The organism is Arthrobacter russicus (assembly GCF_031454135.1).
GTDB lineage: Bacteria > Actinomycetota > Actinomycetes > Actinomycetales > Micrococcaceae > Renibacterium > Renibacterium russicum.
Genome location: NZ_JAVDQF010000001.1, coordinates 411,548 through 438,538, shown reverse-complemented (window position 1 = coordinate 438,538; position 26,991 = coordinate 411,548). Strand labels below are relative to the sequence as shown.

25 protein-coding genes, 2 tRNA genes and 2 pseudogenes are annotated in these 26,991 nt (G+C 62.9%); 19 read left to right on the top strand and 10 right to left on the bottom strand.

Features of this window, described 5'->3' with window-relative positions:
- Positions 1 to 72 precede the first annotated feature (72 nt).
- Positions 73 to 993: an aminoglycoside phosphotransferase family protein gene (locus tag JOE69_RS02010; RefSeq protein ID WP_309795643.1), complete on the bottom strand. Its 921-nt coding sequence runs from the start codon at positions 991 to 993 to the stop codon at positions 73 to 75.
- 172 nt (positions 994 to 1,165) lie between these two features.
- On the opposite strand from JOE69_RS02010, the gene JOE69_RS02005 reads away from it, so the two are divergent.
- The 3 genes from JOE69_RS02005 to ettA are packed head-to-tail and all read left to right on the top strand — an operon-like array spanning position 1,166 to position 4,801.
- Positions 1,166 to 2,608, top strand: a complete 1,443-nt coding sequence (locus tag JOE69_RS02005) for an MFS transporter (RefSeq protein ID WP_309795641.1) — start codon at positions 1,166 to 1,168, stop codon at positions 2,606 to 2,608.
- A gap of 4 nt (positions 2,609 to 2,612) precedes the next feature.
- Positions 2,613 to 3,062 (top strand): DUF6993 domain-containing protein, encoded by a 450-nt coding sequence (locus tag JOE69_RS02000; protein WP_309795640.1) that lies wholly within the window; start codon positions 2,613 to 2,615, stop codon positions 3,060 to 3,062.
- Positions 3,063 to 3,118: 56 nt separating this feature from the next.
- On the top strand, positions 3,119 to 4,801 hold the full coding sequence (gene ettA, locus JOE69_RS01995) for an energy-dependent translational throttle protein EttA (RefSeq protein WP_296363345.1): 1,683 nt from the start codon (positions 3,119 to 3,121) through the stop codon (positions 4,799 to 4,801).
- Between the two features lie 85 nt (positions 4,802 to 4,886).
- Here ettA and JOE69_RS01990 read toward each other — a convergent pair whose 3' ends face one another.
- The gene (locus tag JOE69_RS01990; protein ID WP_309795638.1) at positions 4,887 to 5,777 is read right to left on the bottom strand and encodes an acyl-CoA thioesterase; all 891 of its coding nucleotides are present in this window, start codon (positions 5,775 to 5,777) and stop codon (positions 4,887 to 4,889) included.
- Positions 5,778 to 5,872: 95 nt separating this feature from the next.
- On the opposite strand from JOE69_RS01990, the gene JOE69_RS01985 reads away from it, so the two are divergent.
- Positions 5,873 to 6,379 (top strand): acyl-CoA thioesterase, encoded by a 507-nt coding sequence (locus tag JOE69_RS01985; RefSeq protein ID WP_309795635.1) that lies wholly within the window; start codon positions 5,873 to 5,875, stop codon positions 6,377 to 6,379.
- A complete protein-coding gene (locus JOE69_RS01980; protein ID WP_309795633.1) occupies positions 6,376 to 7,029 on the top strand; it encodes a DUF8185 domain-containing protein in 654 nt (217 codons plus the stop codon). The genes JOE69_RS01985 and JOE69_RS01980 overlap by 4 nt, the downstream gene beginning before the upstream one ends.
- 54 nt (positions 7,030 to 7,083) lie before the next feature.
- Here JOE69_RS01980 and JOE69_RS01975 read toward each other — a convergent pair whose 3' ends face one another.
- Positions 7,084 to 7,557, bottom strand: a complete 474-nt coding sequence (locus tag JOE69_RS01975; protein ID WP_296363338.1) for a globin — start codon at positions 7,555 to 7,557, stop codon at positions 7,084 to 7,086.
- A gap of 1 nt (position 7,558) precedes the next feature.
- Positions 7,559 to 8,179: a mechanosensitive ion channel family protein gene (locus JOE69_RS01970; protein ID WP_309801088.1), complete on the bottom strand. Its 621-nt coding sequence runs from the start codon at positions 8,177 to 8,179 to the stop codon at positions 7,559 to 7,561.
- A 63-nt stretch (positions 8,180 to 8,242) separates the two neighbouring features.
- Between JOE69_RS01970 and JOE69_RS01965 the strand changes: the two genes are divergently transcribed.
- Entirely contained in the window at positions 8,243 to 9,220 is a 978-nt protein-coding gene (locus JOE69_RS01965) for an NAD-dependent epimerase/dehydratase family protein (protein WP_309795629.1), read from the top strand.
- A 122-nt stretch (positions 9,221 to 9,342) separates the two neighbouring features.
- Here the strand turns inward: JOE69_RS01965 and JOE69_RS01960 are convergent, their stop codons facing one another.
- Both JOE69_RS01960 and pepN read right to left on the bottom strand, forming a co-directional pair.
- Positions 9,343 to 9,813 carry an OsmC family protein gene (locus JOE69_RS01960; RefSeq protein ID WP_309795627.1) on the bottom strand — a complete coding sequence of 157 codons (471 nt, stop codon included), beginning with the start codon at positions 9,811 to 9,813 and terminating at the stop codon, positions 9,343 to 9,345.
- A gap of 210 nt (positions 9,814 to 10,023) precedes the next feature.
- Positions 10,024 to 12,576: an aminopeptidase N gene (gene pepN / locus JOE69_RS01955; protein ID WP_309801085.1), complete on the bottom strand. Its 2,553-nt coding sequence runs from the start codon at positions 12,574 to 12,576 to the stop codon at positions 10,024 to 10,026.
- A gap of 171 nt (positions 12,577 to 12,747) precedes the next feature.
- Here pepN and JOE69_RS01950 point away from each other — a divergent pair, with 171 nt between their 5' ends.
- From JOE69_RS01950 to JOE69_RS01930, 6 genes and pseudogenes are all read left to right on the top strand, one after another.
- Complete coding sequence (locus tag JOE69_RS01950; protein WP_309795622.1) at positions 12,748 to 13,524, top strand: aspartate dehydrogenase domain-containing protein; 777 nt, start codon at positions 12,748 to 12,750, stop codon at positions 13,522 to 13,524.
- On the top strand, positions 13,521 to 14,510 hold the full coding sequence (locus JOE69_RS01945; RefSeq protein WP_309795617.1) for a hypothetical protein: 990 nt from the start codon (positions 13,521 to 13,523) through the stop codon (positions 14,508 to 14,510). Before JOE69_RS01950 ends, JOE69_RS01945 begins: the two co-directional genes overlap by 4 nt.
- A 48-nt stretch (positions 14,511 to 14,558) precedes the next feature.
- On the top strand, positions 14,559 to 15,041 hold the full coding sequence (locus tag JOE69_RS01940) for a ribose-5-phosphate isomerase (protein WP_309795615.1): 483 nt from the start codon (positions 14,559 to 14,561) through the stop codon (positions 15,039 to 15,041).
- 191 nt (positions 15,042 to 15,232) lie between these two features.
- A pseudogene (locus JOE69_RS17835) lies at positions 15,233 to 15,709 on the top strand (SdrD B-like domain-containing protein); the annotation flags it as partial.
- A gap of 30 nt (positions 15,710 to 15,739) precedes the next feature.
- Positions 15,740 to 16,567, top strand: coding sequence for an SdrD B-like domain-containing protein (locus tag JOE69_RS01935; protein ID WP_309795613.1), 828 nt, complete (start codon positions 15,740 to 15,742; stop codon positions 16,565 to 16,567).
- A 97-nt stretch (positions 16,568 to 16,664) separates the two neighbouring features.
- Positions 16,665 to 17,555, top strand: a complete 891-nt coding sequence (locus JOE69_RS01930) for an Fpg/Nei family DNA glycosylase (RefSeq protein WP_309795611.1) — start codon at positions 16,665 to 16,667, stop codon at positions 17,553 to 17,555.
- Positions 17,556 to 17,640: 85 nt separating this feature from the next.
- Here JOE69_RS01930 and JOE69_RS01925 read toward each other — a convergent pair whose 3' ends face one another.
- Both JOE69_RS01925 and JOE69_RS01920 read right to left on the bottom strand, forming a co-directional pair.
- Entirely contained in the window at positions 17,641 to 18,567 is a 927-nt protein-coding gene (locus JOE69_RS01925) for an IS3 family transposase (RefSeq protein ID WP_309795609.1), read from the bottom strand.
- A complete protein-coding gene (locus JOE69_RS01920; protein WP_309795607.1) occupies positions 18,564 to 18,878 on the bottom strand; it encodes a transposase in 315 nt (104 codons plus the stop codon). Before JOE69_RS01920 ends, JOE69_RS01925 begins: the two co-directional genes overlap by 4 nt.
- Before the next feature lie 95 nt (positions 18,879 to 18,973).
- Here JOE69_RS01920 and JOE69_RS01915 point away from each other — a divergent pair, with 95 nt between their 5' ends.
- Complete coding sequence (locus JOE69_RS01915) at positions 18,974 to 19,606, top strand: SdrD B-like domain-containing protein (RefSeq protein ID WP_309795605.1); 633 nt, start codon at positions 18,974 to 18,976, stop codon at positions 19,604 to 19,606.
- 81 nt (positions 19,607 to 19,687) lie between these two features.
- Here the strand turns inward: JOE69_RS01915 and JOE69_RS01910 are convergent, their stop codons facing one another.
- Together JOE69_RS01910 and JOE69_RS01905 are read right to left on the bottom strand one after the other, a co-directional pair.
- Complete coding sequence (locus tag JOE69_RS01910; protein ID WP_309795604.1) at positions 19,688 to 21,322, bottom strand: D-alanyl-D-alanine carboxypeptidase family protein; 1,635 nt, start codon at positions 21,320 to 21,322, stop codon at positions 19,688 to 19,690.
- A 325-nt stretch (positions 21,323 to 21,647) separates the two neighbouring features.
- Positions 21,648 to 21,718, bottom strand: a tRNA-Gly gene (locus tag JOE69_RS01905).
- Positions 21,719 to 21,837: 119 nt separating this feature from the next.
- Here JOE69_RS01905 and JOE69_RS01900 point away from each other — a divergent pair.
- The 6 genes and pseudogenes from JOE69_RS01900 to JOE69_RS01875 all read left to right on the top strand — a co-directional run.
- A tRNA-Pro gene (locus JOE69_RS01900) sits at positions 21,838 to 21,910 on the top strand.
- A 62-nt stretch (positions 21,911 to 21,972) separates the two neighbouring features.
- A complete protein-coding gene (gene tig, locus JOE69_RS01895; RefSeq protein WP_309795602.1) occupies positions 21,973 to 23,388 on the top strand; it encodes a trigger factor in 1,416 nt (471 codons plus the stop codon).
- 261 nt (positions 23,389 to 23,649) lie between these two features.
- Positions 23,650 to 24,246, top strand: a complete 597-nt coding sequence (locus JOE69_RS01890) for a ClpP family protease (protein WP_296363742.1) — start codon at positions 23,650 to 23,652, stop codon at positions 24,244 to 24,246.
- Positions 24,247 to 24,274: 28 nt separating this feature from the next.
- Entirely contained in the window at positions 24,275 to 24,958 is a 684-nt protein-coding gene (locus JOE69_RS01885; protein WP_309795600.1) for an ATP-dependent Clp protease proteolytic subunit, read from the top strand.
- A 143-nt stretch (positions 24,959 to 25,101) separates the two neighbouring features.
- Positions 25,102 to 26,385: an ATP-dependent Clp protease ATP-binding subunit ClpX gene (gene clpX / locus JOE69_RS01880; RefSeq protein ID WP_309795599.1), complete on the top strand. Its 1,284-nt coding sequence runs from the start codon at positions 25,102 to 25,104 to the stop codon at positions 26,383 to 26,385.
- Between the two features lie 95 nt (positions 26,386 to 26,480).
- Positions 26,481 to 26,990 (top strand): annotated as a pseudogene (locus JOE69_RS01875) (RDD family protein); the annotation flags it as partial.
- Position 26,991 lies beyond the last annotated feature (1 nt).

Genomic DNA, 26,991 nt, shown 5'->3' with positions numbered 1-26,991 from the left:
GACCGCTTCATCATCCGCTCTGATCGTCCGCTACGGCGGGCAGCGAAGAAGCCGGGGCAGAAAAACTGGGACTCAGTCGGACGCTCCGAAGTCGTCGAGCAGCCGGCGGAGATCGCGTCGCGGTCCGGCGGCTGCGCCAGGATTGTGTTCCAGCGCGTCCACCAAGCTGATCAAAGCTTTCCACAGTGCCCATCCGCGTCCGCGGGACCAAGTTGCCTGGTCGACGCCGAGCGCCGCACGGAACGCATCACGGGCCGCTCGGTCGAAGAATGTCCAGGCGATGACCAAGTCGCAGGCAGGGTCGCCGACACCGGAACTGCCGAAATCGATGACCGCTGACAGGCTGCCATCGCGGGTCAGCAGATTGCCGGTGGCCACGTCGCCATGGAACCAGACCGGATCGCCCTGCCACCGCGACTCGACCGCGTGATCCCAGATTCTTCTGACCGCGTCACCAGGGATTTCGCTGCCCAACGCGTCAATGGCGTCGATCGTCTCCGCCGCGTAAACGGAAGGGGCCGCGCCCCGATGCCAATTGTGCTTTCCCGGTGCCGGCCCGCCGCTCGGATCGATTCGATGCAATGCCTTCAGGAATCTAGCCAAGGCGGTCGCGAACTCGGAGAAGTCCGAGATTCCGGTTTCGTGGGCGACGCGGCCATCGATCCAGCGATACACCGACCAGGGGTAAGGGTAACTTTGCCCGGGTATTCCTTCGGCCACCGGCTCAGGAATCGGCAACGGCAACTTGGGAGCCAACCGGGGGAGCCATTGTTGTTCTTTGGCAACCTGAAGCGCGTACCACGGACCACTTGGCAAGCGGACCGTCAACTGTGCACCGAGCCGAAAGCTCCGATTGTCCCAACCGTTGATTTCGACCGCCCGGAGGGGCAACCCGGCCCACTCGGGGAACTGGGCGTCGACGAGCCGACGGGCAAGCTGGATATCGACAGCAACCGGGCTTCTTTCGGGAAAACTCGGCTCTTCCTCGCTCATGACCATCGATTATTCGGCTCCGGGAGCGCCACGTCAACAGATTCCAGGGGCGGCCGCGGCCTGCTGCGCCGGGACGGGACCGACGGTCGGGCCAGCAGTGAGTTCGCCGGAGCTGCGAGCTTCGAGGCTATGCCATTGACCTCAATCGCAGTTGAGGTTCTAGGTTGGTGGGGTGAATGTTGACGAAGCGGCCGCAAAGGCAGTGGACGCCGACCAGACGTCGATCTGGGCACCGAGATATCTGCTGACCACCTTGGGCATGGGTTCGTTGATCCTGCTCCCCGCGTTCGAATCTTTGGCGGTGACCACGGTGATGCCGGCGGTGAGCCGGGATCTCGGCGGGGAAGCCTTGTACGGCTTGGCTTTCGGAATGGTTTTCGCGGCCGGGATGATCGGGATGGTGCTTGCCGGATCATGGGCGGACCGACGAGGTCCGCGGCATCCGTTGTTCGCCGCGTTGCTGGTCTTCGCCGCAGGCCTGCTCTTGGCCGGGCTGGCGCAGAGCATGCCGATGCTGGTCTTGGCCCGGGCGGTCCAGGGCATCGGCGGCGGCGCGCTGAGCGTGGTGATCTACGTACTGGTCGCCAGAATCTACCCGAGCGCGCTGCTGCCGAACGTGTTCGCGGTTTTCGCAGCAGCTTGGGCTCTGCCGGCAGTCGTGGGACCGTTCATCGCGGGGATGATCGCCGAACAGTTCCATTGGCGGTGGGTCTTCCTCGCGGTGTTCCTGCTTTTGCCCCTGGTGCTCATGTTGATGCTGCCTGGTTTGAAGACGCAGAAGACGTTGTCCTCCGGGCCGCAAGTTTCCTCGGCACCGCCCGCGCCGTGGGTCAAACGGGCGGTATGGGCAGTGCTCGCCGCGCTCGCAATGCTGGTTTTGGGTGCTGCGGCCGAATTCGCCGGCGGGCTTGCCGTGCTGATCGCGGCAGCCGGATTGCTGGGGGTGGTCCTGACCGTCCGGCCGTTGCTCCCGGCCGGGACCTTGATCGCGAGGCGGGGCCTGCCGAGCATGGTCATGCTACGCGGAATGTTCTCCGCAGCCTTTTCGGGCACCGAAGTCTATTTGGTTCTGGCACTGGTGGACCACTACCGATTCAGCCCGGCAGTGGCCGGGCTGAGTTTGACCGTGAGCGCCCTTTCCTGGGGGCTGGCTTCGCAGGTCCAAGCCCGCACCAGCACCCGGGTGCCGCACGGGTTGGCGGTTCGGATCGGTGCCGGATTGGTCTGCGGCGCGATCCTCGCCGCCGTGCTCGCCACGGCTCTGGCTTGGCCGCCGTCGGCCTTGATCGTCATCTGGTTCTTCGGCGGGGCAGGTATGGGGTTCGGCCTGCCCCGGCTCAGCACCTTGACCCTGGCCGAGGCACCGGAGGGGGCGCAAGGTGCGGTCGGCTCGGCGCTTTCCATGGCCGATTCGATTGGCGCTGCGGCATCCCTGGCGATCATCGGCGTGGTGTTCGGCTTCGTCAACTCGCTGCGGCCGATGGGACCCGGCGCCGATGGGCTGTGGCCGGTGTTCGCGGCCTTGGCCGTCGCTGCGGTGTTCGGGGTTCTCGCAGTACTCGCCTCGGGGCGAACCGCAGTGCGGAAGCCGTACCCGGTCGGCATGGCAGAATGAAAAGGTGAGCGGACTACAGAAAACCCCTGGTGCCCGGTTGGCCGGAGGTATCGCAACCGGCCTCCTCGGCGTACTTCTGCTGGCCGGATGCTCAGGCAACACGCAGACTCCGGCGGTCAGCTCGCCGAGCAGTTCCGGCACGTCGACGGCCGCACCCGGTCCAGTTGATCTGATGTTGGCGCAAGTCACCTCGGCGCTGGGCACCCTGGCCGGGCAAAGTCCGAAACCCAGCCAAGACCAGGTCCGCAGTGCGCTGCAAGGATTGGCGGCGACGCCGTCGGCGGTGGAAGTGTCGATTTCGAAGACGCCTACCGGACTCGAAGTCGAAGCCGTCCAAGGTTCGGTCAAAGTGGACAAGAGCTGCGTGATCGGCGAGATCCGCAATGGCGCGGTGTCCACGACGGTGCAGCCAGTATTGCCCACCGGATTGTGCTTCGTGGGGGACCAGCGCTGAGCTCTGCAGGAAACGGCGAATGTGAGTTCTCCGGGTGCAAGCACTAGCCTTGAGGCATGGCGGAATTCATTTACACTATGACCAAGGCCCGCAAGGCGGTGGGCGACAAGGTCATCCTCGACGATGTCAGCATGTCCTTCTTCCCCGGTGCCAAAATCGGAGTCGTCGGCCCCAACGGTGCCGGCAAGTCCACGATCCTCAAAATCATGGCCGGTCTGGACACTCCGTCCAACGGCGAGGCCCGGCTCAGCCCGGGTTACACGGTAGGCATCCTGCTCCAGGAGCCGCCGTTGAACGAAGCGAAAACGGTTCTGGGCAATGTCCAGGAAGGCGTCGGCGAGATCTTCGAGAAGATCCAGCGGTTCAACCAGATTTCCGAAGAGATGGCCAATCCGGACGCGGATTACGACGCCCTGCTCGAAGAAATGGGCAAACTCCAGGAAGCCATCGACGCGGCTGATGCCTGGGACCTCGATTCCCAGTTGGAACAGGCCATGGACGCGCTCCGTTGCCCGCCGCCGGATGCCGATGTGACCGTCCTCTCCGGTGGTGAGCGGCGACGGGTGGCTTTGTGCAAGTTGCTGCTGCAGAAGCCGGACCTGCTGCTGCTCGATGAGCCGACCAACCACTTGGACGCCGAAAGCGTGCTGTGGCTGGAGCAGCACCTCTCCGCGTACCCGGGAGCAGTCCTGGCGGTCACCCATGATCGCTACTTCCTGGACCACGTGGCCGAATGGATCGCCGAGGTCGATCGCGGAAAGCTGTACCCCTATGAAGGCAACTACTCCACCTACTTGGAGAAGAAGCGCGCGCGCCTCGAAGTGCAAGGCAAGAAAGACGCGAAACAAGCCAAACGATTGAGCGAAGAGCTCGAGTGGGTCCGCTCGAACGCCAAGGGGCGGCAGACCAAGTCCAAAGCGCGTCTGGCGCGCTACGAAGAAATGGCCGCGGAGGCGGACCGGACCCGGAAACTCGATTTCGAAGAAATCCAGATCCCACCGGGCCCGCGCTTGGGCGGCCTGGTGCTGGAAGCGAGCAACCTGAAAAAGGGCTTCGGCGAGCGCACGCTGATCGACGGGCTCTCCTTCACTTTGCCCCGCAACGGCATCGTCGGGGTGATCGGTCCGAACGGCGTCGGCAAGACCACCTTGTTCAAGACCATCACCGGCATCGAACCGCTCGACGGCGGTGAGCTGAAGATCGGTGACTCGGTCAAGATCTCCTACGTCGATCAGAGCCGGGGCGGAATCGATCCGGACAAGACTCTGTGGGAAGTGGTTTCCGACGGCTTGGACTACATCAAGGTCGGCAATGTCGAAATGCCGTCCCGGGCCTATGTCGCAGCCTTCGGGTTCAAGGGCCCGGATCAGCAGAAAAAAGCCGGAGTGCTTTCCGGCGGCGAGCGGAACCGGTTGAACCTCGCGCTGACCTTGAAGCAGGGCGGCAATTTGCTGCTTTTGGACGAACCCACCAACGACCTGGACGTGGAAACCCTTTCCAGTCTGGAGAACGCCTTGCTGGAGTTCCCGGGCTGCGCCGTCGTGGTTTCGCACGACCGCTGGTTCCTCGACCGGGTGGCCACGCACATCTTGGCTTATGAAGGCACTGAGGAGAATCCGGCGAACTGGTACTGGTTCGAGGGCAACTTCGAATCCTACGAGGAGAACAAAGTCGAGCGGCTCGGCGCGGACGCGGCCCGCCCGCATCGGGTCACCTATCGCAAGCTGACGCGCGACTGACCCAGCGGAGCATCTGCTCTCCGGACCGGCTTCGGGTCCCGGTGCTACGCCATCGCTGCGTAGCGCCGGGACCCGAAGGCGTTAATCAGAGTTTCTCCCGGGGCACCCGGATCATGCCCTCTTGCGCCACCGAAGCCACCAGTTCGCCGCTCCGGTTGAAAAACTTGCCCAAGCTCAGGCCGCGGGCACCAGAGGCACTGGGCGAGTCCGAGACGTACAGCAGCCAATCATCGACCCGGACCGGGCGGTGCCACCACATGGCGTGGTCCAGACTGGCGATGCTGACGCCGGCCGAACGCCAGGGCATTCCGTGCCTCCTCAAGACTGGTTCCAGCAATGTGTAGTCGCTGGCGAAAGCCAATGCGGCGCGGTGCAGAACCGGATCGTCGGGCATGGCGCCCACCGTTTTCAGCCAGACTGCCTGCTGCGGTCTGCGGTCGTCGTCGACTGAGAAATAGATGTTGCTTCCGACGTGCCGCACGTCGAAGGGGCGTTCCACGGTCCACTCCCGGGCTACCGGATGGTCGAGGCTCCCCAGGAGATCGGCGGCGTTCGGCAAAGATTCCGGATCCGGAATTCCTTCCGGGAATTCGGCTTGGTGGTCCAAGCCGTCATCGGGTTCCTGGAAAGAAGCGATCATGGACAGGATCGGCTCGCCGTTCTGATAGGCATGCACTCGGCGGGCGGAAAAGGACCGGCCGTCGCGCAGTCGCTGCACACCGAAGGTGATCGGCTGATTCGCGTCTCCGGCGCGTAGGAAATACCCGTGCATCGAATGCACCGCCCGGGTTTCCGGCACCGTCCGCGAGCTCGCCACCAGCGTTTGGGCCAGGACCTGCCCGCCGAAAACGCGTTGCGAGGGGCGCTTTTGCGAGGTGCCGACGTAAAGGTCTTCATCGGTGCGGGCACCATCCGCGTCACTGAGGTCGAGCAATCCGAGCAGATCGGCCAGCGGGTCATGGGCAGCTTCAGTCATGAGCTGACTCTATTGCGCTGCGGGGAACTCGCTCAACTGCGGTGTTTTCGGACACACTATTTGGGCCTGCCGCCGGGCTTTGCGAAGATGAGCGCATGAGCTCGGTCATTCAGATTCCCCTGCAGATCCGATTCGGGGACATCGATTCCTACGGACACGTCAACAATGTGCAATACATTCAGTTTTTGGAGGATGCCCGGGTCCAGCTGACGCACACGCCCTTGGGCGAAGCCGCAGGAGCCGGAGCGCAGGCGGGCGACTGCTTCAATGATCTGGTCGCAGCCGATCAGTTCACTTTGGTCGGGCGGCATGAAATCGAGTACTTGGCACCGCTGACCTTCCGCACTGAATCGGTATTCGTGAATATTTGGATTACCCGGATCGGTGCAGCGAGCTTCGATTTCGGTTACACGGTGGCCGAAGCCGACGGGTCGAAGGTTTATGCCCAAGCGGCTTCGGGTATGGTCCTGGTCTCGCGGAACACCGGCCGGCCGGTGTTCTTGGACAGACCGCAGCGGCACGCCCTGGAGAACTGGCTGGGCGAACCCATCGACTTCCGCAGACGACCGCCCACGGGCGAGCAAGGCAGGGCCGCCGAATGAGCCAGACGCTGGTCTTTTCCGACGACGCCGGAGTCGCCGACTTCCGTACCTTCGTTTCCCGCGCCCGGGCCGCGGACGACGGCGCCATCAGGTTGCAGGCGAGCAGCGGGGTCCTGGCGGCTTGGGTTTGCTCGATGCGTCCCAAGCTGCTCGGCGAAGGCACCCCGACGGTTTTGGGTTTGCGCACCATGGCCGTAGCGCGGCAGGCGGATTCAGACGATACCGTGAGTCTGGCTTCGGTCGCGGACCGGCTCGCCCGGCTTGAGCCGGGCGACCGGGAGTTGCCGGTCCCGCCGATGGGCGTTCGGGAAGCCTGGGCCTCGGTGAGCCCGCCACGGGCCGATTGGCGGCTCGTGGCGCAGTTGGACGCGGACCGATTGATCCAGGCGGCAAAAACCGGCGTCCGCGAGGTGGCACAGATCATTCCGGTCAATCCGGGCGCCCTGATCGTCAACAACGCGCGTGCCTCGGTCTGGGGGCGAGAGCTGCCGGATGTCCCGGGGGTGCCCGCCGGAGCTGCATTCGCCGGTTATGCCCTGGGCTTCTGGAAACCGGGCGAGCCGGTGGCGCTCTTCCAGTCCGCCCGCTGGCTCAGGCTCAGCAGCGGAGCCGGGCACGTTTTGGTGCGGCCGGGCAGTCAACTGAGCTAGCCGGCCGGGCGACTCAGATTGAGCAGAGGCCAGGTCCAGCAGGGGCTTCGCCACTCAGGCCGAGTTGACCATCGAGTGCGCCGCACGTTCCAAATAGTCCCACAAGGTGGTTTCCTGCAGCGGCGGCAGCTCCAGGGTGTCCAAAGCCGCCCGCATCAGTTCCAACCAGCGGTCCCGGGCCGCCGGGGTGACCGCGAACGGGGCGTGCCGCATCCGCAGGCGGGGATGCCCGCGTTCTTCCAAATAGGTTTTGGGACCGCCCCAATACTGTTCCAGGAACATCAGCATCCGGCGCTCGGCCGGAGCCAAGTCCTCGTCGGGGTACATCGGGCGCAAAAGGTCGTCGTCGGCGACCCGGCGATAAAATTCGTGCACGAGTTTCACGAAGGTATCGTGCCCGCCCACGGTCTGGTAAAAGTTCTCCGGCGGTGCGGTGAAATTGCTGGCCGGCCCGCTGACCGGGGTGAGCCGCGCCAGCGGTTCGCCGAAGCGGGACGGAATCGGTAGGCCTTGCGGTTCTTCGGTCATCTCAGATTCCCGCTCCTTCATCGCCGTCGGCCGGTGCTTGGTAGTTGCCTTGCGAGCGGTTGCCCACCCGGAGGATTTCACCGTTGCGCAGGTACCAGATCGCACCGTCGGCAGAACGCACCCTGGTGATCCGCAGGCCGACTGATTCCACGATCCCGACGACTTCCGAGGTTTCGATCACGTCGCCGATTCCGTATTGGTCCTCGAGCGTGATGAAGATCCCGGCGAGGAAATCCCGGATCAGCTGCTGGCAGCCGAAGCCGATCGCCACACCGAGGATGCCCAGGCCGCCCAGCAGCGGGACCACATTGATCTGGAAGGCCAAAAGCACGTAGATGAAGACGATCACCACGATCACCACGCCGAGTACTGAGGTCAACAGCGTCCCGATGGTGCCGGCCCGTTGCACACGGCGTTCCGAGTCGAGCGGACGCAGCGCCGGTTGCGCCCAGCGCAGGGCCCGTAACTTGAACACCGAGCTGCCATTGCGCACCCGGCGCACCAGCTTGGCGATGACGAATTTTCCGACCCCCCACACCAGCAGGCCGATCACGACGCTCAATCCGGCGCTGATCCAGCTGTTCAACAGGGGGTCTTGGGTCCATTGCGGCACTGCGGGCAGCGCTCCTCTCTCAGCAGAAGACAATTCCTCTGCATCTATTCTGTCATTGACTAGGCTGATCGCATGCGACTTCTGATCCTCGGCGGAACGGTCTTCCTCTCCCGCAACATCGCCAGGGCGGCGGTAGCCCGCGGCCACCAGGTCACCGCGCTGGCCCGGGGGAGCCGGCCGGTTCCCGCCGGTGCGATGCTGCACGTGGCGGACCGCGACCAGGGGGTGACGGCTTTTGCCGGCTTGACCGGTGAGTGGGACGCTGTGATCGACGTGGCCAGGGATCCTGTGCAGGTCGGGGCGGCGCGCCAAGCCCTGTCCGGTCGGGTGGCACACTGGACCTTCGTCTCGACGCTGTCCGTCTACGCCGACCAAGCGGTGGCCGGCCAGGACGAATCCGCGGAGCTGCTGCCGGGCTTGGCCGAGGGGGCGGATGCTGCTGCCGAATACGGTGCGGCGAAGGTGGCATGCGAGCAACTTTTCGGCTCGGCCACGGAGCCATTCGCGATCGTCCGGCCGGGACTGATCTGCGGGCCGGGCGACCCTAGCGACCGTTATGGTTATTGGCCGGCACGCTTCGCCCGGGACAACGGCCCGGCCCTGCTTCCGGACCTGGGCGCGATGGCCACCCAAGTAATCGATGCCAGAGACCTTGCGCTCTGGCTGGTGGAACTCGCGGAGTCCGGGACCGGTGGCGTTTTCGACGCATGCGGCCCCACGGTGCCATGGCGCACCCTGATCGGAGCCGCGATGGAAGTCGCCGGGTATTCCGGCCGGCTGCGACTTGCAGACCCGGCGTGGCTCAGCGCGCACGGCGTCTCCCCGTGGGCCGGGCCGGAGTCTTTGCCCCTGTGGTTGCCGGAAGACGCGTTCGGCTTGATGGCCCGACGTGGCGCTGCGGCGCGTGCGGCCGGGCTGCGTCTGCGTCCTTTCGACCAGACGCTGGAATCCGTGCTCGCAGACGAGAAGTCCAGGGGCCTCGGCCGGGAACGCCGGGCTGGACTCGGCCAAGCCCGGGAAGCCGAGCTATTGGCTTTGCTGGCCGGCTAAGCGCCGCGGGCCACGCAATTGCCTCAGCGCTATCTCGGCTGTGCGCCGGTCCAATGTGCATGTTCAGTGGGCATGGCCGTCTGTGCCCACTGAACCCACGAATTGGACGGGCCGGGGAGGGCTCAGAGCGGCTCGTGGGTTACCGGAAAATTCATGCTCCGGGCGATGAAGCACTTCTGTGCGGCTTCGTGGTGCAGTTCCTTGGCCAGCTCGGCTTGCGAGGGGTCGGCCAACTCGACCTGCGGGCGCAGGGTGACCGAGCTGAATTGGCCGCTCCCGTCTGGATTGAGCACCATGGTGCCTACTGCGGAGTCGGTGTAACCGGTCACCGTGAGGCCATGGTTCACCGCGACGTGCAAGTAGGAGAGCATATGGCATTCGCTCAACGCGGTCAGCAACAGCAATTCCGGGTTCCAGCGGGTCTTGTCGCCGTGGAAAGTGGCGTCGGCGGAGCCCAGGATGTCCGGTAAGCCAACGGCGCTGACCGTGTGGTCTCGACCGTAGTCCCGATAACCGGACGTGCCGCTGCCGCGGTTCCCAGTCCATACCGTGTGGATCGCGTAGTGGTGTTCGTTGCCGATTCTTCCGCTCATGCGATTAGTTTAGGCTTCGCCCGCCTTGCCGGTAAGCGTGAACCCCGCGCGAACGCACACGTGAGCGTTCGGCCCTTTCGTGTCGAACTCCGTTCGCCACGTTGGGACCCTGACGAACGCACACTTGGTGCGGGTGTTTTCCGAAAACACCCGCACCAAGTGTGCGTTCGCGCCCCGTGCAAGGTGAGCTCAGGGCTCAGGGCTCGGGGCTCAGTGGTCTGCGGCTTGGGCCTTCAACGCCCGCAGCACGCCGTCGCGGTTCTCCAAGACCAAGCGGCGGAGCGCGGGGGTTTCCTCGCCCAGTTCGGCCAAGAAGGCATCGGTCGCGTCAATGGTCGCCTGGGACACCAGGTGCGCCGGGTAGAAGCCGTTGACGATGGTAGAGGAGATCTCATGGGATTTCTCCGCCCACACGGAGCGGATCGCGGCGAAGTACTGGCTGCGGAACGGTTCCAGCAGGCTTTGCTCGTGGACCCGGCCGAACCCGGCGATCGCTGCGCGCTGCGCCGCATTGGGCAGGCTGCCTTCGACCACGACGGCGTCCCAGACCTTCTGCTTGGCTTCGGCCGTGGGGATTGCGGCTGAAGCGGTGGCTGCCGCGAGTTGGCCGGTTTGGGTGTGGTCGCGCTCGAGTTCGGCGTCGACCTCGGCCTGACCGAGCCGACCGCCGGCCACCAGCGAAGTCAACAACTCCCAGCGCAGGTCCTGATCGATGTCCAAGCCGTCCAGCCGGTATGAACCAGTCAGCAGATCGGACACCGTGTCCAGTTGTTCGGAGCTCTGCGCGAGAGCCGCGAAGCTCTTGACGAACTGCAACTGCGAATCGGAACCGGGAACCGCTGCGGTGAACAGAGCCCAGAGCTTTTCTGCGGCGGCGATCCGGGTTTCGTGCTGGGCTTCCGGCGCCACATAGAACGCCAGCGTGCTGGCGAGTTGGCGCAGCAGCACGGTGACCACCGAGGAATCGGTTTCGGCACCGATGTTGGCAAGTACCAAATCCACATAGGCCCGGGCCGGGGTCTCGCCGTCGCGGGCAGCGTCCCAGGCCGAGGCCAGGACCAGGGTGCGCGGCAGCGATTCCGCGAAATCCTTCAGATGGGCGGTGGCGGTCGCCAGCGAATGCTCGTCGAGCCGGATCTTGGCGTAGGCCAAATCATCGTCGTTGAGCAAGACCAGATCGGGCCGCTGGCGGCCGACGAGTTCGGCGACCTCGGTCAGTTCGCCGTCCACGTCGAGTTCCAGCCGGTGGCTGCGAACCAGCTTGCCGTCGCCGTCGAGGTCGTAGAAGCCCACGGCGAGACGGTGCGGCCGGATGGTCGGATAATCCGGGACAGCGCTCTGCTCGATGCCGAAGGAGGTGATCACACCGGCTTCGTCGGTCTCGATCCGGGCGCGCAGGGTATTGACGCCGGCCGTTTCCAACCAGAGCCGGGACCATTGCTTCAGGTCGCGGCCGCTGGCCTGTTCCAGCTCGCTGAGCAGGTCCACCAATTCGGTGTTGCCCCAGGAGTGTTTGCCGAAGTAGGCGCGGACTCCCGCCATGAATTCTTCCTGGCCCACCCAGGCGACCAGCTGGCGAAGTACCGAAGCGCCCTTGGCGTAGGTGATCCCGTCGAAGTTGACCTGGACGTCTTCCAGGTCCCGGATCTCGGCCACGATCGGGTGGGTCGAAGGCAGCTGGTCCTGCCGATAGGCCCAGGACTTCTCCAGGGAGGCGAAGGTGGTCCATGCCTGGGTGAATTCGGTGGCCTCGGCGGCAGCCAGGGTGGACATGAATTCCGCGAAGGATTCATTGAGCCAGAGGTCATTCCACCAACGCATGGTCACCAGATCGCCGAACCACATGTGCGCCAGCTCGTGCAGGATCGTGATCGCCCGGCGTTCGACCAGGGCATCGGTGACCTTGGACCGGAAGACATAGCTTTCCAAGAAGGTCACCGCGCCGGCGTTCTCCATGGCTCCGGCATTGAACTCCGGGACGAAGAGCTGATCGTATTTGCCGAACGGGTAGGGCGTGCCGAATTGCTTTTCGTAGAATTCGAAACCCTGCCGGGTCAACTCGAAGACGTTGTCGGCATCCAGGTACTGCATGAGCGACTTGCGGGCGAATACGCCCAGCGGGATGACCCGGCCGTCCGAGCTGGTCAGTTCGCTGCGCACGTTTTGGTACGGGCCGGCGATCAGCGCAGTGATGTAGGAGGAGATCTTCGCAGTGGGCTCGAAGTCCCAGGTCTTGCGGGCACCGCCCTCGGCGTCCGCGCCGGCGTCGACCGGTTCGGGAGTGGCGGAGTTGGAGATCACGTCCCAGTGCGCCGGGGCAGTGACCCGGAACCGGAAGCTGGCTTTGAGATCGGGTTGCTCGAAGACTGCGAACATCCGGCGGGAATCCGGGACCTCGAACTGGCTGTAGAGGTAGACCTCATGGTCCACCGGATCCACGAAGCGGTGCAGGCCCTCGCCGGTATTGGTATAGCGCGCATCGGCGACGACGACCAATTCGTTCTGTTCGGCCAGGCCCGGGAGTGTGATGGTCACGCCGTCGGAGACCTCGGCCGGGTCGAGCTCGACGCCGTTGAGCGTCACCGAGTGCACGGCGTCGGTGATCGCGTCGATGAAGCTCTCGGTTCCGGCCTGAGCCTGGAACCGGACCGTGGTGGTGGAGCCGAAGATCTGCTCGCCGCGGGTCAGATCGAGTTCGACGTCGTAGCTTTCGACGGTGAGGTTTTCGGCGCGGGTGCGCGCCTCAGAACGGGTCAGGTTCATTCCTGGCAAAGGGGGCCTCCGAGGGCGTAAAGACTTCTCCCGGAATGTGACCGGGCTGACATTTGCCCATTCTTCCACGCCGCGCCGTGAGATTCATTCTCAATCGCGGTGGCGGGATGGTGGCTGGAACCTCCCTGCCGGCTGCCGGCCGAAAACTGAGAGACTGGAAGCATGGTGCTCAAGGTTGCGATGATCGGCGATGGGTCGGTGTCCCGGGATCTGCGCGGGTATCTTGCCGCGTCCGGGCGGTTCGAGGTGCTGGGCGTGCAACGCAGGCAAACCGAGGCCGGTGCCGCGGGGGAGCAGTTCGGACGGCTGCTGGACGCCGCGGATGTGTTCGTGGAGGCGGCGGGAGTGGCTGCGGTGGCCGAATACGGACCCCGGGTGGTCCAGGCCGGCAAGGACTTGCTGGTGACCTCGGTCGGCGCTTTCATCGATCCGGCGCTGCGGCGGTCGGTCCTGCATTCCGGCCCAGGCCGGGTCCATTTGAGCAGCGGAGCCATCGGCGGGCTCGATCTGATCCGGGCTGCGGCGGCCAGCGGCGGCATCGACTCGGTTCATCTGGAAACCAGGAAACGGCCGGTCGCTTTGCTCCAGGAGTGGATGACTGCCGCGGAACGGGAGCGGATCACCGGCTCTCTGGAGCCGCAGCTGCTTTTCGAGGGGAACCCGGCGGAAGCGATTTCCCGCTTTCCAGGCTCGTTGAACGTCGCGGTGGCGCTCGGCCTCGCCGTCGGCGACATGGACCGGGTGTCGATCAGCTTGATCGCAGATCCGGAGGCGGAGTTGACCCAGCACCTGATCACTGCGGGCGGAGCTGCAGGGGAATACGTTTTCCGGATTGCCAACCAGCCCAGCCCGGCTCAGCCCAGAAGTAGCGGATTGACCGCTCGGGCCTTGTATTCCGGGCTGCTGCGGCTGACCGAACCGGGCGGGAATTTCGTATGAGCCAGGTGCGCGAGGAACGTTTCGACCGCAGGTTCACCGCCTTCGGTATCGGATTCCCCTGGGTGTTGGCCTTCTGTTTCGCGGCGGTGGCCTTGATGCTGCGCCGGGCGGTCCCGGACCCGATGGGTCTGCACTGGTCGGGCCAACGCGCCGACCTGACCGTCGGTTTCCCGGCATTCGTGCTGTTCGCCGCGCTGTCGATCGCTATCCCCGGCGCGGTGTGCGGGGCGATCGCCGGGGCCAGGCTGCACCGCCGGTGGTTGCGGCGGCTGCTCATGGGCGCAGCGGTCTTCTTGAGCCTCTTGACCGCCTCAGCAGGTGCGGGGTTCCTGATCGGCCAACAAGGGATCTCCTCGGCGGATGCCGGCGGCTTCGACAGCACGGTGTTCGCGCTCGGCTCAGGCGCGGCGGTGGCCCTCGGGGTGATCATGATGTTCACCTTCCAGCCGGATCCGCGGTGGACTGCGCAAGATGAAAGGGCTTTGGCGGAGGAAGCTGCCGCCCTGGCCGGGACGCCGCGGGTCGTTTACTGGGTGCACGCGCGAAGCTCGAGTTTCGTGTTGCTGGGCATGACTCTTCTGCTGATCGGTGGATTGCTTTTGCTGCTCAGCCCTTGGATCACTTTGGCCTTGGCGGTGCTGGTGCTGGCCGTGACGGCCTTCTTGTTCGGTCGGGTCTCACTGCCGGGATCGCATGAGCCGGAGCCGCATTTGCGCGTGCAGGCGGCGGGTTTGATCCCGGTGCTCGATCTTCCGCTGAGGCAGATTCGCGCGGTGGAAGTGCTCGAAGCCAGGGTTTGGGACCTGGGCGGTCCGGGAGTCAGGTGGCCTCGCACCGGAATGCAGTTCCTGACCCGGAACGGTGCCGCTCTGCGCGTGCAAACCGAGTCGCACCCGGCGGTGCTGATCAGCGCTCCGGATCAGGCTGCTGCCCGGAACCTGGCGGACCAGATCCGCCGTCGGCTCCAGCTGGATGACGGGCCGTGACAACTAGTACGCTCACCAGTGGATCCGTTCATCGCTTTGAGGAGAAAAATGTCCAAGCCACGCGTGCACATCGCTACCGACCATGCCGGACTGGAACTGAGTGCGCACTTGATTTCGCACCTGACCGGGCAGGGCTACGACGTCGTGGACCACGGGCCGCAGTCCTACGATCCGGACGATGACTACCCGGCGTTCTGCATCAAGGCCGCGCAGGGCGTGATGGCCGACACCGAGGCGGGTGTCTTCGCCCTGGGGATAGTCCTGGGCGGATCAGGAAACGGTGAGCAGATCGCCGCGAACAAAGTCAAGGGGATTCGGGCGGCGTTGGTCTGGAATCTGGAGACCGCGAAGCTCGCTCGGGAGCACAACGACGCGAATGTGGTTGCCGTCGGCGGCCGGCAGCACAGTGTCGCGGAGGCTACCGAACTGATCGAAGCCTGCCTCACCGAGCCGTTCAGCAATGCGGAACGGCATGTCCGGAGGATCGGCAAGATCGCCGCTTTCGAGGCGACCGGTGAAGTCGTCGAGTAACCGGTTTCGGCTTCGGTTCGGGAGCTCGAGTCCAAAGTGTTATCGACTTTATCAAAACGTTTTCTAAATCATGATTTCTAACTGCCTCCAGTGAGCAATGATTGATCTACCGAGAGCCCTCTCTGCTTTCGGGATCAGCCAGCCGCGTGTCGTAACGACAGCGTCGGTTCCACTATTTCTGGAGGTACTCAATGGACGGTTCTGTGTCGGTTTTGACGAGGCAGGGGGGCGCTCCACAGTCTTTCGTCAAACCGATCCTTGGATTTTTGCTGGCCGGTCTGCTGGCAGTTTTCTACATCGTGGGGGTAAGCCCGACGGCGCGCGCGGATGCGGCGGTTCCCGGTGCCTCCGTTGGCGGAGTGGTCTTTCTTGACGTGGATCAGAGCACTTATCTGGATGACGGCGATGCAGTGCTGCCCGGCCAGGAGGTCGTGCTCCGAGACAAGTCCAACAAACAGGTAGCATCAACGCGGACCGGGGACGACGGAAGGTATTTGTTCGACAACCTTGTTCCGGGAGCCTATTCGGTTTTTTTCTCCGAATACCGGGACTATCTTTTTTTCAATAGCCCGGACCCCGGGTATCAATTGCTCGAAAACGCCTCTTGGGCTGGATCCAGCGGCGGCACGGAGCAACTTGTCCTGGTATCCGGACAGCAAATGCTGCACGTCAACGGTGGGATGCGAGACCGTAGTTCTGTGCCGAAGACTGGCAGCATTAGCGGCTGGGCCTTCGAGGATGTCAACGGCAACGGTGTCCGGGAGGCGACTGAGCCGGCGGTGCCCGACGTGCTCGTCCAGATCAAGCGCACCGACCTCAGCATGCCGATGGTAGAGCAGCGCACCGGCACTGATGGAAAGTATTTTTCCGCTCTGGGGCAGGGTAGCTACGAGGTCTTGTTTACCGCACCGGCTGGATACGAGAGTTCCTTCACTGCGCCGAGTCCCAGCGGCAAATCACAGCTGATAAGACTCAGCCGGGGCCAGCAGCTCGCCGACCTCGATGCCGGCTTGCGCAAGGTCGGTGGGCCTTCGAAGATTTTTCCGGTTGAAATCAGTGGAACCGTGTTCGAGGACGTGAATAGCACCGGCAAATGGGAACCGGGCAGTCCGGGGCTGGTCGGCGTGAAGGTGATCCTTCTGGACCGGAACTTCAATCCGCTGCCGGGCCGGGAAACCTTGACCGTGGCGGAGGGCCGCTATCTTTTTTACAACCTGCCGCAAGGTGTTTACATGGTCAAGTTCATCAATCCCGCGGGATATCTGTTCACGGTTCCGGGGTCGGCCGGGATCAGTTCGACGCTGGACCTTTCGGTCGGATCAGGTTCAGCAGGAATGAAACAGGTCGATGCGGCGCTCGTGCGGAACCAACCGGCGCCGATTGGTCCGTCGGTCAACAATGTGCTGGGGGCCGAGTCCGAATTGGCGAATACCGGGGTCGCCCCGTTGCCCTTCGGCCTCGGTGCCGGGTTGCTCGTCGCCGGTGCAGGAGCCGTCTGGTTCAGCCGACGGAGGGTCGGCGCCTAACGAGTTGTGTTGCCGCTTGATAGGGTCGGTGGCGGCGTCCAAAACCGGACGCCGCCACCGACATTTGGCTGGCGGCTAGCGCAGAGAAGGATGGTCCATGCCCGAGGGGCACACAATTCACCGGTTGGCCCGGCAATTCAACGACGTCTTCGGCAATGCACGCTTGACGGCTTCGAGTCCGCAGGGCAGGTTCGCCGATGGGGCGGCGCGGATCGACGGACAGATTCTGACCGGCGCGCAAGCCCATGGCAAGCAGCTCTTCGCGGCGTTCGAATCCGGGGTGATCCTGCGAGTGCACCTGGGTCTCTACGGCGCCTGGGACTTCGGCGGCGATGAAACCTTCCGCGGTGCCTCGAGTATTGGTGCGCCGCGGCGGGTGGGGGAACGGGAACTCGGATCTGAAGAGGTCAGCTATACCGGCCCGCCGGAGCCCATCGGTGCCGTCCGGCTGCGCTTGGTTTCGGCCCATGGCTGGGCGGATTTGCGCGGACCGAGCGCCTGCGAGGTGCTCACTCCGACTGAGGCGGCTGCCATCCGGGCGAAACTGGGCCCGGACCCGCTGAATGCCGCCCGGTCTGACGACGGCGCTGTCGAATTCCTCCAGCGAATCCGTTCGAGCGCCCGACCGGTGGCAGTATTGCTGATGGATCAGAACATCGTGGCAGGGATCGGCAACGTCTACCGGGCGGAGCTGCTGTTCCGGAACAGAATCGATCCGATGCTGTCGGGAAAGCAGCTCAGCGTTGAGCAGGTCAGCATGCTGTGGGCGGACGCCGTCGTACTGCTCGAAGAGGGGGTGGCGAAGGGCCGGATCATCACTACCGAGTTGGCAAACCGGGACCGGCCAGACGACGTCCATTATGTCTACAGGCGCACCGGCTTGGCCTGTTTGATCTGCGGCGAGGCAGTGTTCGGGAAAGAGTTGGCCGGACGAAACCTTTTTTACTGTCCAGGTTGCCAGTGCCAGGTGCGCCATCTGCCGGACTAGCGAATAACTCACAGGGGATAGATTAACCCTTCGGTAGTTCGCTAGTTTGGTGCTGTAGGCCGGTGATTTGGCCTGGGTTTCGTTCCTAGGTGTTTATGAGGGTAGTGGTTGCTGCCCTCTGATCGGTTTGGTTTAGTGTGTGGTTGTTTTCGTACTCTACTGGGCTTTGGTAGCCCAGGCCGGCGTGGAGTCGAGTGTTGTTGTACCAATCGACCCATTCCAAGGTCGCTAGTTCGACTTGCTGAAGCCCGGTCCAGGGCCGGTGGTGTTTGATTAACTCGGTCTTGTAGATCGCGTTGATGGACTCGGCCAGGGCGTTGTCATAGGAATCGCCGACGCTGCCAACTGATGCTTTTACCCCGAGTTGAGCCAGCCGGTCGGTGTAAGCGATGGAGACGTATTGACTGCCTTTATCGCTGTGATGGACCAGCCCGCCCAGGGTGTCGTCGGCCTTGAATGTTGCCGTGTTCAGTGCGAACAGCGGCAAGTCCACGGTTTTCAAGGACTTCGATGCAGCCCAGCCGACAATTTTTCGAGAGTAAACGTCAGTGACGAAAGCCAGATAAACGAAGCCGGCGAACGTGGGAACATAGGTGATGTCCGAAACCCAGAGCCGGTTCGGCGCTGGGGCGGTGAACCGGCGGTTCACTAAATCATCAGGACGATAGTCCGTGGCTTTGTGTGTGGTGGTGCGTGGCTTCCGTCCTCTGAGAACCCCGTGCAGATGATTGACCCGCATCAGCCTTGCCACGTGATCACGCCCCAGGCTTAGCCCGGCTCGCAGGGCTGCTTGGTGGAGCTTCCTTACCCCGTAGACGGAATAATTCGCGGCGTGGAGTGCTTTCAAGATCGTTCCGTGCTCAAGGTCTTTTAGAGCCCGGTTGCTAGGTTTCCTGGTTTTGAAAGCCCGGTACCCGCGTGCGGTCAGGAACCCACAATCTGCACGGCCAAGTACCCTGCAGATACCCTCGACCCCGAAACGATCACGGTACATGTCAATGAATCCGATCATCTCAGTGTGGGGCGGTCGAGTTCGGAGGCAAAAAACGCTGACGCAGCCTTCAAAATCTCATTCGTGCGTTTGAGTTCCAACACCTCGCGTTTAAGGCGTTTGATTTCAGCGTTTTCCTCGCTACTGATTCCTAGCCTGGTCCCGGCATCAATCTGAGCTTGACGCCGCCATCGACGTAAAGCTTCAGGGCTAACCCCTAGCTTGCCCGCGACATGGGTGATCGCAGCGAACTCCGTCTCATGATCAGGCAAAGCCTCATCAACAAGACGCAAAGCCCGATCCCTGAAATCCCTCGGATACTGTTTCGACATAACTCCATCCTCCTATAAGAATGGGAACGAAACCCAGGCCAAATCATCCGTATGCCGCCATGTACAGCCGGGAAGATGGAAGTTTTCTCTTCGGGATGTCTGAGGAGAGCGATTCCTTCTTTCTCAGCTATCGTGACAAAAGAATCAAGGTCGGTGATCCGATTCCAGGAAGTGCTGGAGACAAGTGGGTGACCAGGGGAAAAGAGTATGTCGAGAACATCGCAATCAATACCGGTACTGATATCAGGGGATACGTTTTCAACGACATGAACGGTGACGGCGCACGGACCGAGGATGAACCCGGGGTCGCCGGTGCCGTGGTGCTCTTGAAATCCTCGAATGGAACCGAAATAGTTAGGGCGACATCCGATTCGGACGGCCGGTACTCCTTCGATGCCCGAGTCCCGATTGGTACTGGTTACTCGCTGGAACTCCTGCCTGTGCGGGGAGAGGTTGACCGGACTAAAGTCTCGGAGGCGCCTGCCGAAATCGATTCGGGTATTTATTCGTTGGATTTCGGGATTCGGTTGGCTGCCGTTCCGGACTGGCCGGTGGGCGAAGCGGGAAACGATGGAACGACCTCGGGCAGCAATGCGAATCCTTCTGGTGGGTACGAAGAGCTTGCGGCAACCGGAGCCAACGGAGCCCAGGTATTGGCGATCGGATCGGGCACCGCGATCCTTTTCGGCCTTGGGATCGTGCTGATTTCACGCCGTCGGTGGGTCTAGCCTGACTTGGGGCTCCGCCAGACCGGGTTCCGACCTCGAGCAGTTTGGCGGCCAGGGCAAGGCGCCGCGGCCGCCAACCTTTCAGTAGTCCGGTGCAGCGGGCAATCCGAAGTATTGCTCCAAGGTCGAAACGTTGTGATTGCGCATATCGGTCGAGATCCCGGTGCCGACGTACCGCAGATGCCAGGGTTCATAGGAGTATCCGGTTGTAGACGTAAACCCTTTCGGGTACCTGATGATGAATCCGAAGCGCCAGGCGTTGTTTTTCGCCCAAGTGCCGGCCGCGGTGTTTTCGAAGCAGTCCTGCAGTCCACAGCCGGTAGTTACGTCGCCGATGTCCAAAGCGAGGCCGGTCTGGTGTTCGCTGAAACCGGGCCGGGCTGAAATGAGATCTGCTTGTTGCTGGCCGTATCGACGGACGTAGTCTTCGTATAGTCCCTTCTGCGTCCAATAATCGCGGTATCCGCTGACTGTGGTCACGGTCACGCCCTCGGCCGCTGCCGCTGAGATCAAGCTGTTGGCTGCGCTTCCAGCTACGGCTTCCATCGGAACCCCAGACACGTTGCGAGTCGATGCGGGAGCGTAGTCGATCGGATTCAGCGGGCGTCGCTTGTTGACCACCAGCGAGTTGTAGCCGACGCTGGTTCCAGCGCTGCGGGTCCAGGTGATGATGCCGTTTTGGAAACTCTGGCGGCACACTTCGCCGTTGCAGGTTTCGGCGTTGGTGGGGTAGCCGAGGGGGCCGCCGTGGTAGCCGGTTTGTGCCCAGGTGGTGCGGATGGCTCCGGGGGTGCTGGGTTGGGCTCCGGTGGTGGGTGACCAGAGGATGGATCCGCCTTGGAAGTCTTGGTAGCAGCCGCCGGCTGTTTGGCCGCAGATTTCGTCGGTGACAGGGTAGCCGAATCGGCCGTTTTCGTAGTTTTGGCTGGCCCAGTAGGAGCGGATTGCGCCGGCTTTGGTGATTTTGGCCCCGGTGTTGGGGGTCCAGTTGATGGCGCCGTTTTGGAAGGTTTGGTAGCAGCCGTTGTCTTTGAGTCCGCAGGTTTCGGCGTTGGTGGGGTAGCCGAGGGGGCCGCCGTGGTAGCCGGTTTGTGCCCAGGTGGTGCGGATGGCTCCGGGGGTGCTGGGTTGGGCTCCGGTGGTGGGTGACCAGAGGATGGATCCGCCTTGGAAGTCTTGGTAGCAGCCGCCGGCTGTTTGGCCGCAGATTTCGTCGGTGACAGGGTAGCCGAATCGGCCGTTTTCGTAGTTTTGGCTGGCCCAGTAGGAGCGGATTGCGCCGGCTTTGGTGATTTTGGCCCCGGTGTTGGGGGTCCAGTTGATGGCGCCGTTTTGGAAGGTTTGGTAGCAGCCGTTGTCTTTGAGTCCGCAGGTTTCGGCGTTGGTGGGGTAGCCGAGGGGGCCGCCGTGGTAGCCGGTTTGTGCCCAGGTGGTGCGGATGGCTCCGGGGGTGCTGGGTTGGGCTCCGGTGGTGGGTGACCAGAGGATGGATCCGCCTTGGAAGTCTTGGTAGCAGCCGCCGGCTGTTTGGCCGCAGATTTCGTCGGTGACAGGGTAGCCGAATCGGCCGTTTTCGTAGTTTTGGCTGGCCCAGTAGGAGCGGATTGCGCCGGCTTTGGTGATTTTGGCCCCGGTGTTGGGGGTCCAGTTGATGGCGCCGTTTTGGAAGGTTTGGTAGCAGCCGTTGTCTTTGAGTCCGCAGGTGACTGCGCTCACGGAAGACCCGAGGGCGGCGGCTACTCCCGGCCGGTTGTAGGCCGCCGAAATGGCGGCCTCGGCTTGGCTGGACGCAGTCGCCGGACCAGGCCCGTCAAGAGCGCACAGAAGGTCAGCAAAGCTACAAGCAATCCGGTGAGCTTTCGCATGACGTCCCCTTCGTCGGTCTGCCGGTCCATGCTGAGGTCGGCGTCGAGTTCTGTGCCTAGTATAGGCCGCCTAGGCCATTCATTGGATGAATTCGGGGCGCGTCCGCCGTGTCGGGGGAGTGCTTGGAGCCAAGGAAAAAAGAAAGGCCCTCGGTAGATTCCGAGGACCAAAGGCGAGGGGATGACGGGAATCGAACCCGCGTAATCAGTTTGGAAGACTGAGGCTTTACCATTAAGCTACATCCCCGGATCCCGAACCAAAAGCTGTTCAGGCCGGATACAACTACATCATACGGAACCGGAGGTTCGCAAATGCTCGCCGATGTGCGTGCGGGGCCGGTAACCCGTAGACTGTCTCGAGCACCACGGGGCGTAGCGTAGTGGCTAGCGCGCCTGCTTTGGGAGCAGGAGACCGCAGGTTCGAGTCCTGTCGCCCCGACACCGCAATAACGCAGTATCTGTTCGGCCCCATCCTATAGTTGATCTCAGGAGTAATACGCAGTGAAGAGCGCTGTCGAAAACCTCTCGCCCACACGGGTCCAGCTCGATGTTGAAGTTCCTTTCGAGGAACTGCAGCCGAGCATTGCCGAGGCTTACAAGACCATCGCGGAGCAGGTTCAAATCCCCGGCTTCCGCAAGGGCAAAGTGCCCAACCGCCTGATCGATCAGCGTGTGGGACGTGGCTACGTCCTGGAAACCGCGATCAACGAGGGCCTCAACGGCTGGTACCAGTCGGCGGTCGCGGAAACCGGCATCCAGCCGCTGTCCCGCCCCGAGGTCGAGATCACCGAGGTCCCGGACCCGGCGGCGACCGAAGGCGAACTGAAGTTCAAGGTCGAGGTCGACGTCCGTCCCGAGGTTGAGCTGCCCGAATACTCCAGCATCGCCGTCGAGGTCGCTCCGGCTGCCCAGTCCGATGAGGATCTGGACAAGGCGCTGGATGATCTGCGTGGCCGTTTCGGAACCTTGACCCCGGCGGACCGCCCGGCGAGCAAGGACGATTTCGTCACCATCGACATCACCGCGAAGATCGACGGCGAAGCTGTCGACTCGGCGACCGGACTGTCTTACCAGGTCGGAGCCGGCACCATGCTGGAAGGCCTCGATGAAGCAGTCGAAGGCCTCAGCGCGGATGAAGAGGCAATCTTCGACACCAAGCTGGTCGGTGGCGACCATGCCGGCGAAGAGGCCCAGGTCACCGTGAAGGTCACCGGCGTCAAGGTGCGCGAACTGCCCACCGCCGACGACGACTTCGCCCAGTTGGCGAGCGAGTTCGACACCATCGCGGAGCTGCGCGAGGACCTTGCGAAGCAGGTGAACCAGTCCAAGACCGTGGAGCAGGGCGTTGAAGCCCGCGACAAGGTGATGGAGAAGCTGGTCGAGCTGATCGAGGTTCCGGTTCCGGAATCCGTGATCGAAGAGCAGATCGAGCAGCACTTCGACCCGGCCAATGCGCATGGCGAAGCAGACCACGACACCGAGGAACACCGCGTCGAGGTCCGGGAGAACACCGAACGCGCCTTCAAGAACGAAATCATCCTCGACGCGATTGCGGAAAAGGAAGAGATCACCGTCTCGCAGGCTGAACTGATCGATTACATCGTGAACTCGGCCAGCCAGTACGGTATGGATCCGAACCAGTTCGCGCAAATGCTCGACCAGTCGGGACAGGTTCCGATGATCGTCGCCGAGGTGCGGCGCCGCAAGGCTTTGGCGGTTGTCCTGGGCCAAGCCAAGGTCACCGACACCGACGGCGCTGAGGTCGACTTGAGCGACTTCGTCAAGCCGGCCGTCGATCCGGCCCTGGAAGCCGCGTTGAACGAAGCGGCCGGCGTCGTCGAAGGCGACGAAAGCGACGAGTCCGCAGAGCCCGCCGCCGCGGTCGCCGTCGACGATCCGGGCGCTGCCCGGTTCTGAGCCGACCACCGGGCGAGTCCGCCCACCGAAGCACCCTGACCGCCGTCGTGCTCCTGACCGGAGCGCGGCGGCGTTCTTTTTGGCTGGTTTCGAGCCGCGAATTCTGCTCTGGGCAGCCGTGATGCGCCATCAGCGAACAGTGCGGTTTTGCGGAAGATATCAGCTGCCGGAACGGCTACTGTCCATATAGCGACATTGGTCCGGAATGAAGGAAGCGTAAACATGACTGAACGGGCAAACTCAGAATTTGCAGCACCGCACATGGCCACGGTTAACCCGGGCGGCCAGGACGATTACGTCTACAACCGGTTGCTCAAGCAGCGCACCATCTGGCTCGGTTCCGAGGTCCGGGACGACAATGCGAACATGATCTGTTCCCAGCTCCTGCTCCTGGCGTCCGAAGACCAGGACAAGGACATCTACCTCTACATCAATTCGCCCGGCGGATCGGTGACCGCTGGCATGGCGATCTACGACACCATGCAGTTCATCCCGAACGATGTGGTCACCGTGGCGACCGGCCTTGCCGCGTCGATGGGTCAGTTCTTGCTGTCCTCCGGTGCCAAGGGCAAGCGTTACGCCACGCCGAACGCCCGGATTCTGATGCACCAGCCTTCCGGCGGAATCGGCGGAACGGCCTCGGACATCAAAATCCAGGCCGAGCTGATCCTGCACATGAAGAAGGTCATGGCGGAACTCACCGCCGAGCAGACCGGGCAGACCGTGGAACAGATCCTCAAGGACAATGACCGTGACAAGTGGTTCACGGCCGAAGAAGCGCTGTCCTACGGTTTCTTCGACAAGATCAGCGCCCACGCCGGCTCGGTAGCCGGCGGCGGCGGAACGAACGCGAAGTAAAAGCGGCAAGGACCAACAGGAGAACATCATGAGCCTCAATTTCACCGCCGCAGGATCGACCGACGTCTGGGGCGCCGCGCAGAATCTGCCGACCTCGCGTTACATCCTTCCGCAGTTCGAAGAGCGGACCCCGTACGGCTTCAAGCGCCAGGACCCTTACACCAAGCTGTTCGAGGACCGGATCATCTTCCTGGGCGTCCAGGTGGACGATGCCAGCGCAGACGACATCATGGCGCAGTTGCTGGTGCTGGAGTCGACCGACCCGGACCGTGACATCACGCTGTACATCAACTCGCCTGGTGGATCGTTCACCGCGATGACCGCGATCTACGACACGATGCAGTACATCCGCCCGGAAATCCAGACCGTCTGCCTGGGCCAGGCTGCCAGCGCAGCCGCGGTGCTGTTGGCTGCGGGCACCCCGGGCAAGCGCCTTGCTTTGCCGAACGCGCGCGTGCTGATCCACCAGCCGGCGCTTTCCGGCGGTCAGGGCGGCCAGGCGTCCGATCTGGAGATCCAGGCGAACGAAGTGATGCGGATGCGCTCCTGGTTGGAAGAGACCTTGGCTTCGCACTCCGGCCGCACCCCGGAGCAGCTCAACAACGACATCGAGCGGGACAAAATCCTGACCGCTGCAGAGGCGATGGACTATGGTTTGATCGACCAGGTGCTCGAGTCGCGGAAGATCAAGGCCGCCGCGATTACCAAATAGTCACCGGACGGATGCCGGTCCGGAATCGGGCCAACGACGCCGGGGAGTTCAGATTAACTGGACACCCCGGCGTCTGGCATTCCATCGGCGGAGATTTGGCCTAGAGTGGAAAGTAGTCGTCAACAGCTGTGGAGGAAAACACGATGGCTCGTATGGGTGAGAGCACAGATCTGCTCAAGTGCTCTTTCTGCGGAAAGAGTCAGAAGCAGGTTCGCAAGCTGATTGCCGGACCAGGCGTCTACATCTGCGACGAGTGCATCGAGTTGTGCAACGAGATCATCGAAGAAGAACTCGCCGAAGTGGCGGATCTGGGACAGTTCGAATTGCCCAAGCCCAAGGAGATCTTCAACTTCCTGCAGGAATACGTGATCGGCCAGGAACCGGCAAAACGCTCGCTTTCGGTGGCCGTCTACAACCACTACAAGCGGATCCAGGCCGGGTCCAAAGGGTCGGTGCTTGCGGACAGCAGCCTGCACGACGAGGTGGAAATCTCGAAATCCAATATCCTCTTGATCGGGCCCACCGGCTGCGGCAAAACCTATTTGGCGCAGACTTTGGCTCGGCGGCTCAATGTTCCCTTCGCGGTAGCCGACGCGACCGCCCTGACCGAAGCCGGCTATGTCGGCGAAGACGTCGAGAACATTCTGCTCAAACTCATCCAGGCCGCCGATTATGACGTCAAAAAGGCCGAACAGGGCATCATCTACATCGATGAGATCGACAAGATCTCACGCAAGAGCGAGAACCCGTCGATCACCCGCGACGTATCCGGCGAAGGCGTGCAGCAAGCGCTGTTGAAGATCCTCGAAGGCACGGTGGCTTCGGTGCCGCCGCAGGGCGGCCGGAAGCATCCGCACCAGGAGTTCATCCAGATCGACACCACCAATGTGCTCTTCATCGTGGCCGGAGCCTTCGCCGGTTTGGAGGAGATCATCGGTGCCCGGGCCGGGAAGAAGGGCATCGGGTTCGGCGCTCCGTTGGGCGCGCTGGCCGAGGACGAATTGGGTTACGGCGATGTGATGCCCGAAGACCTGCTCAAATTCGGTTTGATTCCGGAATTCATCGGCCGATTGCCGGTGATCACCACGGTCTCGCATCTGGACCGGCCGGCTCTGATGCAGATTCTGACCGAGCCCAAGAACGCTTTGGTCAAGCAGTACCAGAAGATGTTCCACCTGGACGGCGTCGACTTGGTCTTCGAAGACGATGCGCTCGAAGCGATCGCAGACCAGGCCCTGGAACGCGGTACCGGTGCCCGCGGACTGCGCGCGATCATGGAAGAAGTCCTGCTGCCGGTGATGTTCGAGCTGCCCAGCCGGGAAGACATCGCTTCCGCCGTGGTCACCGCCGAAGTAGTCCGCGAAGGCGGCCAGCCGACGCTGATTCCGCACGACGTGGTGGCCAAGCGGCGCAATAAGTCTGCATGAGCCGGTAGCAGGCCGGATCAGAAGACGGACAGCAGAACCCCGGCTATGCTCCGCCGCAGCATCCGCTCAGCGGTACCCGGCCGGCCAGCGCGACCAACCAGATCCTGTATTGGCTGCTGGACGGTTTGATCTTCGGGATTCCGATCATGATTCTGACCCTGCTCGGGCTGATCCCGTATTTCATGAGCCTTTTCAACGTCGTTGCCCAGCCCTCCGGTCTCAGCGAAGGCGCCCAGGAACAGCAATTCAGCCAGCTCATGGGGAGCATGTTCATCGTCATTGGAGTGTTCGCTCTCGCGATGCTGATCTATTTTGTGGTCTTCTCCTGGTTCATCGCGATCAAAGGGCAGACGCCCGGCATGCGGATCCTGGGCCTGCGCCTGGTTTCGGTGCACACCGGACAGCCGGTGGGCTGGAAGCTGGCCTTGCTCCGCAGCGCGGTGCTGATCTTGGGCAACCAGTTCACCGGCGGCATTCTGGGGCTGCTGTTCTGGCTTTCGCCCTTGTTCGATACGCAGAGCGGCTGGAACCAGTCCTGGCAGGACAAAATGCTGAAAGCGGTCTTGATCAACGTCAAGGAAGGCCGGGATACCTTCCAGGCCTAGT